This window comes from uncultured Lactobacillus sp., assembly GCF_946477725.1.
Taxonomy (GTDB): domain Bacteria; phylum Bacillota; class Bacilli; order Lactobacillales; family Lactobacillaceae; genus Lactobacillus.
The window spans coordinates 149,208-156,630 of the sequence record NZ_CAMKZC010000003.1 but is presented as its reverse complement, the minus strand read 5'-3'; the positions used below and the strand labels follow the sequence as shown (position 1 = coordinate 156,630).

Here is a 7,423-nt window from a genome sequence, read left to right as displayed (position 1 = left end):
TAGGTATGAAGGGTCATGGCGATGTCTTAGAAAAATTCGCTGAAAAATTCAAGACCCCATTGATGTCCTCAGTTATGGCTAAAGGTGTTGTTGAAGATAAGTGCCCAGCTTACATGGGTTCAATTGGTCGTGTTGCACCTAAGCCAAGTGATGATATCCAAACTTATGCTGATGCAGTTATCTGGGTTGGTAATGACTCACCATTCTCATTATTCTTCTTTGATCCTAAGGCTAAAGTTGTCCAAATTGATGTTGACTCAGAAAAATTAGGCAAGCGTCACGCTGTTGATGTTCCAATTTTGGCTGATGGTGCTAAGACTTTACAAGCTATGATTGACGCAGGTCAAGCTCGTGAAGAATCACCAATTTACAAGGCTGCTATTGCAGACCGTGAAAACTGGGAAGAATGGGAACACAGCTTTGATGATTCAGACGAAATGCCAATTCGCCGTGAACCAATCTTTGACATTATCAATAAATATGCTGATGATGATGCACAATTTGCTATTGATGTTGGTAACATTAACATTGACTTCCAACGTTTAGTAAACTTGCATGATGACCAAACTTGGGCAACTTCAGGCTTGTACGCAACTATGGGCTTTGGTTCACCAGCTGCACTTGCAGCAGCAACTGCTCACCCAGAGCGTGAAGTTTGGAACTTAAGTGGTGACGGTGGCTTTGCCATGATGAACCAAGAGTTGTTGACTCAAGCTCGTTACAATATGCACATTATGAACGTTGTCTTCACTAATGATACTTTAGGTTACATTGAAGCTGAACAAGTTGATGAATCACACCAACCATTATCAGGTGTTATTCTGCCAAACAACGACTGGGCTAAAGTTGCTGAAGGTATGAATGTAAAAGGTGTAACTGTACGTACTAAGAAAGAATTCGAAGACGCAGTTAAAGAATTCAAGGAAATGGATGGACCAATGTTAGTTGACATTAAGTTCACTCATGATATGCCTTACTCAACTGAATTGAATACTCTTGATGACCCAGAATTTGTTAAGAAGTATCAAGCTGAAGGCTTGAAACCATTTAGTTACTTTGCTGACAAGTATGGTTTAGTAGAAGATGCTGCTTCAGGTGCTTCAGAAGCTGAAGAAGAACCTGAGCCAGAGCCAGAACCAGAACCTGACACAACTTCAGGTGCTTCAGCTCACTAATTAAGTGTAAAACCTTAAAAAAGAACGTCCAATAGGGCGTTCTTTTTATTTGGTCAAATTTGTAAAATAATCAGGATAAGCACTAATAAGCTCATTTTCTTCTTTAAACATCATACTAAGATGGTTTTCAATTTCATGAGTACCTAAAGGAATATCTTTATTAATAACTGTATTAAAAATTGATTCATGTTGCTCAATTATAGTAGACCATTGTAGATCCTCAACTGATAAACGTAAATATCTGAATCTTTCTAGTTGAACATTTAGAGTTTGCATCCAATTCCAAATGTCTTCTTTATCAACGGCAGTATAAAAAGATTTATGAAATTCATTATCAAAATGAAAAAAATTTCTTTTGTCTTGCTGATTTTCTTTTACTTTAGCGAAATCCAATATTTTAGCTAGTTTATTTTTAAGATCGTCATCGTCTTTATTAATTGCCATAGCGACTATTTTCTTTTCAATAAGTTTTCTAACAAACATTGCATCTTCAGCTTGTTTCAGATCTATTTTAGAGATATAAGTTCCACTCTGAGGTATAACTTTAACTAAATTTTGATCTTTAAACTTGATAATTGCTTCACGAATGGGAGTCCTACCAATACCTAAAGTATCAATAATCTTATTTAAAGTTATTTTTTCTCCCGGCTTTAATTCCAATGTGACAATCATTTCTTTTAATTTATCATATGCGATTGTTTGCATATTTCTAATATCTGGCAACATAGTTTTCTCCTTAAAGCATATATATTAGTATACAACTTCTGTTGACTTTTACGAAAGCTGCATACTATAATGAAAGCGTAATCAAATATACTAATATATCAGTTGGAGGGAGTAAAATGAAAAAAGGACAAAAATTTGTCTCAGCAATGAATAAATTTGCTGCTGTTATAAATGGCAACAAATATATATCATCCATAAAAGATGCATTCTATTCATTGATTCCGATTATTATTACTGGCGCGTTTGCAACTTTATTTTCCAGTATGGTTTTTGATGATAAACAAGGCTTGGCTCAAATAAATGGACTGCACTGGCTGGTTAATTTGCAACCCATTGCAAATGGTATTAATTATGCCACATTAAGTTTCTTTACCATTTATGCTGTATTCATTATCGGTATTGAAATGGGTAAGAAAAACAATTTAAAGGGCTATTTCCCAGGGATCATTGCTTTAATGAGCTATGTTTCAATTAATCCCAGTGTTTATGATTTTATTACGGCTAAGAAACAGACTATTCAGGTAACAGATGTTTTTGCGAAACAGTATACTGATACAAAAGGATTGTTTTTAGGAATGTTAATTGCAATCCTTTCTGTGCAACTTTATGCTTGGTTGAGTAAGCAAAAAGCACTGCAATTGAAAATGCCGGATAGTGTACCATCTAATGTTTCCAGAAGCTTTTCTGCTTTATTCCCAACAATGATTACAGTAGCTATAATTTCTGCTGTTGGAGTAATAATTACCCTAATCACACATATGTCTTTGTTTGATATTATTTACAGTTTGGTACAAAAGCCATTGCAAAATGTAGTTCAGGGACTACCCGGTATCCTATTGCTAATGTTAGTGGCACAATTATTCTGGATAATAGGTATTCACGGTAATCAAATGATTAAACCGATTCGTGAACCGCTATTAATTGCCGCAATTGCAGCTAATACAGAAGCACATGCAGCTGGTAAACCATTGCCTAATATTATTACTATGCCATTTTGGGATATGTACATGAGCATGGGTGGCTCAGGTGTCACAATTGGTTTATTGATAGCCATATTTTTAGTCACAAAGAAAAGGGCTGATATTAAAGCTATTGCGAAATTGTCATTAGCACCTGGAATTTTTAATATTAATGAACCAGTTATCTTTGGCTTGCCGATTGTACTAAATCCTATCCTTGCTATTCCATTTATTGTTACTCCATTAGTAACTGGTACAATTGGCTATTTCGCAACGGCAACGGGCTTTGCTGCTAGAGCATATGTTTATACTCCATGGCCAACACCACCATTAATTAGCGGGTTTTTGGCGACTGGTGGTAATTGGGGCGCAGTGATTACCCAAGCTGTATGTATTGTTGTTGCAGTTTTAATTTACTTACCATTTGTTAAAATTTCTGAAACCCAAAAACCTTCAGTAGAAGAAAATTAATTTGTTGAAAGGTTGAATAATTATTCAGCCTTTTTTGTATTAAAGGAGTATAAAAATGAAAATACCTGAAAATTTTAATTTAGGTGCAGCCTCATCTGCTTGGCAAACAGAAGGATGGAGTGGAAAAAAAGATGGCCAGGACTCATACCTTGATGATTGGTTTAAAAACGAATACTTCGTTTGGCATGATGGCAAAGGACCGGATGTAGCAACTGATTTTATGAATCGTTATCAAGAAGACATAGATTTAATGAAAAAAATCGGCTTAAATTCATACAGAACTTCGGTTAATTGGTCAAGGTTCTTTACAGATTATGACAATCTTACTGTTGATGAAGAATATGCTAAACATATTGACGATGTAATAAATGCTTTGATAAAAGCTAACGTTAGGCCGATGATAGCTATTGAGCACTATGATGTACCCCAATATTTACAGAATAAGTACGGTGGCTGGAATTCACGAAAAGTCGTAGATCTATATGTAAAATATGCCAAAATTTTGTTTGAACGATATGGTGATCGAGTAAAAGACTGGTTTACTTTCAACGAGCCGATAGTACCCCAAACCAGGATTTATTTAGATGCTGTGAGATACCCACATATAGTTGATCCCCAGCAATGGATGCAGTGGAATTATCATAAGGTGCTTGCTACGGCGAAAACAGTAGCAATTTATCATCAAATGAACCAAGGTGGCAAGATCGGTGTCATTCATAATTGGGAATTTGCATACCCAAGATCAAAAACATATGATCCAGATGTTTTAGCAGCACACAGGTTTGATTTGCTTAATAACAGAATTTTTGTAGATCCATTAATTAAGGGTAGTTATTCTCAAGAATTAATAGCACTTTTAAAAGAAAATAATATTATGTTTAGATATCATTCAGAGGATCAGCAACTCATTAAAAATAATACTATTGACTATATTGGTTTAAATCTGTATAAACCAGCCAGAGTCAAGCAGCGCGAATACGATTGGAATAATAAATCACCGTTTAGCATTAAAAAATATTACAGTGATTTCGATCTACCGGGTAGAAAATATAACGCTTCTCGTGGATGGGAAGTCTATCCTCCGATGATGTACGATCTTGCAATGATCATGAAAACGGATTACCACAATTTTCCATGGTTTATTAGTGAAAATGGAATGGGGATAGAAAATGAGCAAAAATATAAAAACTCTGATGGGGTAATTCAAGATGACTATAGAATTAATTACATCCAGGAAAATCTTTATTGGCTAGTAAAAGCAGTTAATGAAGGTGCAAACTGTCAAGGATATATGTTGTGGGCATTTACAGATAATGTATCGCCTATGAATGCGTTTAAAAACAGGTATGGCTTAGTAGAAATTGACTTGGAAAATAATCTAAAAAGAAGAATGAAAAAGTCGGGATATTGGTATGCAGATCTTATCTCAAAGAGGACGTTACCTGATGATAGCGCATATTCGTATAAATCAACCTTTGAGGAGAATAAACAATGAAATTAAGCTTTAGATGGTTTGGTACAAACGCTGATTCAGTAAGCCTAAAGCAAATACGACAAATTCCAGGAGTTCACCAAGTGGTTGCCACGCTTTATGATATTCCTGTTGGAGAAACTTGGCCTCTATCAAAAATTTTAAATTTAAAAAAAGAAATAACTGCTGCGGGATTAAAAATGGATGTGATTGAGTCAGTTAATGTACACGAAGATATAAAACTGGGATTACCTTCAAGAGCAAAATATATCAAGAATTATCAAGAAACAATTCGTAATCTGGCAAAAGCTGGTGTTAAAGTTATTTGCTACAACTTTATGCCAATATTTGACTGGACAAGGACCACTTTAGATTATAAACTGCCAGATGGATCCACCGCTTTAGCTTTTCAAAGAGAATTAGTTCAAGAAAATCCACAAGAACTGATTAAAAAAGTGGAGTCCAATAATAACGGCTTTGTGATGCCAGGATGGGAACCAGAAAGGCTGGCAAAAATAAAAGAATTGTTTTCTGCATATGCTGGCAAAACAAGTGCTGACTTGGCAGATAATCTGAAATATTTTTTGCAGCAAATTATTCCAGTGTGTGAAGAAGTAGGAATAAAAATGGCAATTCATCCAGATGATCCAGCCCAGGATATTTTTGGTTTACCTAGAATTTGTAAAAGCGAAAAGGATTTGGAGCGAATTGTTTCAATGGTCGATAGTCCGGCGAATGCTTTAACTATTTGTTGTGGCAGTTTGGCTTCTAATCCTCAAAATAACGTACCACATATTTTAGAAAAATTTGTTAGAAAAAATAGAGTAGCTTTTGTTCATGCTCGCAATATTAAGTTTACTTCTAAGTACGATTTTCATGAAACATCTCATTTATCAGAAGATGGTGACTTAGATATGTATGAGTTGATGAAAATATTAGTTGATAATAATTTTACCGGCTACATCAGGCCAGATCATGGGCGAGCAATCTGGGATGAGAAAGCTATGCCAGGTTACGGCTTATTTGACCGAGCATTAGCTGAAGAATATTTATATGGATTAATAGAAGGGATCAAGAAGAGTAAGTAACAAATGTCCATTGTAATAGGTGTAGATATTGGGACAACAAGTACAAAAACCATCGCTTTTGATGAACTGGGTCATATAGTTTATCAAACTAGCTATGATTATCCATTGATTACTGAAGAAACAGGTCAGGCGGAGGAAAGACCTCAGGATATTTTAAGAGCAGTGCAGTTAGGCTTAACAGAGGTACAAAGTAAAATTGATATTGTTGAACTTAAAGGTATAGGCTTTTCCTCTGCTATGCATACTTTAATATTAATTGACAAAAATAATCATCCTCTGACTAATGTCTATACTTGGGCTGATAATAGAGCAACGGATACATTTAAAAAAGATATTATCAAAGATGACTTGTTTGACCTGACAAAAAATACCGGTGCACCATTACATCCCATGCTCCCTTTAGGTAAATTGTTATGGCTTAAAGAAAAAAATAAACAGTTATGGGATAAGACTGCTTTTATTGTTGATATTAAAAGCTATATTTTGTATCAGTTTTCTCAGCACTACTATGTTGACTTTGCAACTGCGAATGCTTCAGGCCTGTTTAATACTTATACCAAAAACTGGGATGATAATATCTTGCAATATTTGAATATAAAAAAGGAACAGCTCCCTCAATTAGTAGACACAACTTTTCAAGTGCCAAATTTTGCAAAAAGCATCAAAGTACCCCTTGTAATTGGCGGCTCTGATGGGACTCTGGCAAATTTAAGCAATCCGCAAATTGACGAACGATTTTATACCGTCAGCTGTGGGACTTCTGCGGCCGTCAGAACTAATATTGATAGATTTAAGCTTTGTCAAAATCGTAAATTATTTACATATTATCAGTACCATAATAATTGGGTGGTTGGAGCACCCACTAATAATGCTGGGGATGTGTGGCAGTGGCTAAAAGACAAGATTTTCAATTTAGCTACTTTTGAGGAACTAAATGATTTAGCCGGAAAAAGCCCTATGGGTGCTAAAGGGCTATTCTTTACGCCTTATATTTTTGGTGAACGTGCACCAATTTGGAATCCTGATGCTTCTGGTGGCTTTATGGGATTAACTGCAATTCATACAAATAAAGATTTAGCCAGAGCAGTATTGGAAGGGGAACTTTATAATATAAATTTGATCATAAAGGAACTCAATCAATTTAATGGGCAAAAGCCTGATGCCCTGGTATTAGTCGGAGGGATGGCTAAAAACCAATTTTTTGACCAGTTATTGGCAGACATAACGGGATACAAAGTTTATGTGCCTGAATCAGTTGAAGCTTCTGCTTTAGGGGCTGCCATCTTGGCGATGATAAGCTTAAAAATAATTGTTTCACCACTAATGATTCAAAAAGAATTGAAAATAGCAAAAATTTTTCACGTTAATTCCCATAATCATGGCATTTATGTGACCTTAGAAAAGAAGTGGAACAAAGTAAGGCAATTAATGACAGAAGAATGGTTAGCGGTTGAATAACTATTAATTTCCAGTTTTTGGTAAAAGATGATATTAGGTCTGGTAAATGAAGCAAGTTGTGCGCAAACGCGCTAA

General features: G+C 35.3%; 6 protein-coding genes. 5 read left to right on the top strand and 1 reads right to left on the bottom strand.

Annotated elements, in window-relative coordinates:
• A partial coding sequence (locus tag Q0R51_RS02995) for a thiamine pyrophosphate-dependent enzyme (RefSeq protein WP_294756572.1) occupies nucleotides 1-1,175 on the top strand: 1,175 nt, incomplete at its 5' end.
• Nucleotides 1,176-1,220: 45 nt separating this feature from the next.
• Here the strand turns inward: Q0R51_RS02995 and Q0R51_RS02990 are convergent.
• Entirely contained in the window at nucleotides 1,221-1,901 is a 681-nt protein-coding gene (locus tag Q0R51_RS02990; protein WP_294756571.1) for a GntR family transcriptional regulator, read from the bottom strand.
• A 116-nt stretch (nucleotides 1,902-2,017) separates the two neighbouring features.
• Between Q0R51_RS02990 and Q0R51_RS02985 the strand changes: the two genes are divergently transcribed.
• The 4 genes from Q0R51_RS02985 to Q0R51_RS02970 are packed head-to-tail and all read left to right on the top strand — an operon-like array spanning nucleotide 2,018 to nucleotide 7,348.
• Entirely contained in the window at nucleotides 2,018-3,331 is a 1,314-nt protein-coding gene (locus Q0R51_RS02985; protein ID WP_294756569.1) for a PTS sugar transporter subunit IIC, read from the top strand.
• Between the two features lie 49 nt (nucleotides 3,332-3,380).
• Nucleotides 3,381-4,826 carry a glycoside hydrolase family 1 protein gene (locus tag Q0R51_RS02980; RefSeq protein WP_294756575.1) on the top strand — a complete coding sequence of 482 codons (1,446 nt, stop codon included), beginning with the start codon at nucleotides 3,381-3,383 and terminating at the stop codon, nucleotides 4,824-4,826.
• Complete coding sequence (locus Q0R51_RS02975; RefSeq protein ID WP_294756568.1) at nucleotides 4,823-5,890, top strand: mannonate dehydratase; 1,068 nt, start codon at nucleotides 4,823-4,825, stop codon at nucleotides 5,888-5,890. The genes Q0R51_RS02980 and Q0R51_RS02975 overlap by 4 nt, the downstream gene beginning before the upstream one ends.
• Before the next feature lie 3 nt (nucleotides 5,891-5,893).
• Nucleotides 5,894-7,348 carry a gluconokinase gene (locus Q0R51_RS02970; protein WP_294756566.1) on the top strand — a complete coding sequence of 485 codons (1,455 nt, stop codon included), beginning with the start codon at nucleotides 5,894-5,896 and terminating at the stop codon, nucleotides 7,346-7,348.
• Nucleotides 7,349-7,423 lie beyond the last annotated feature (75 nt).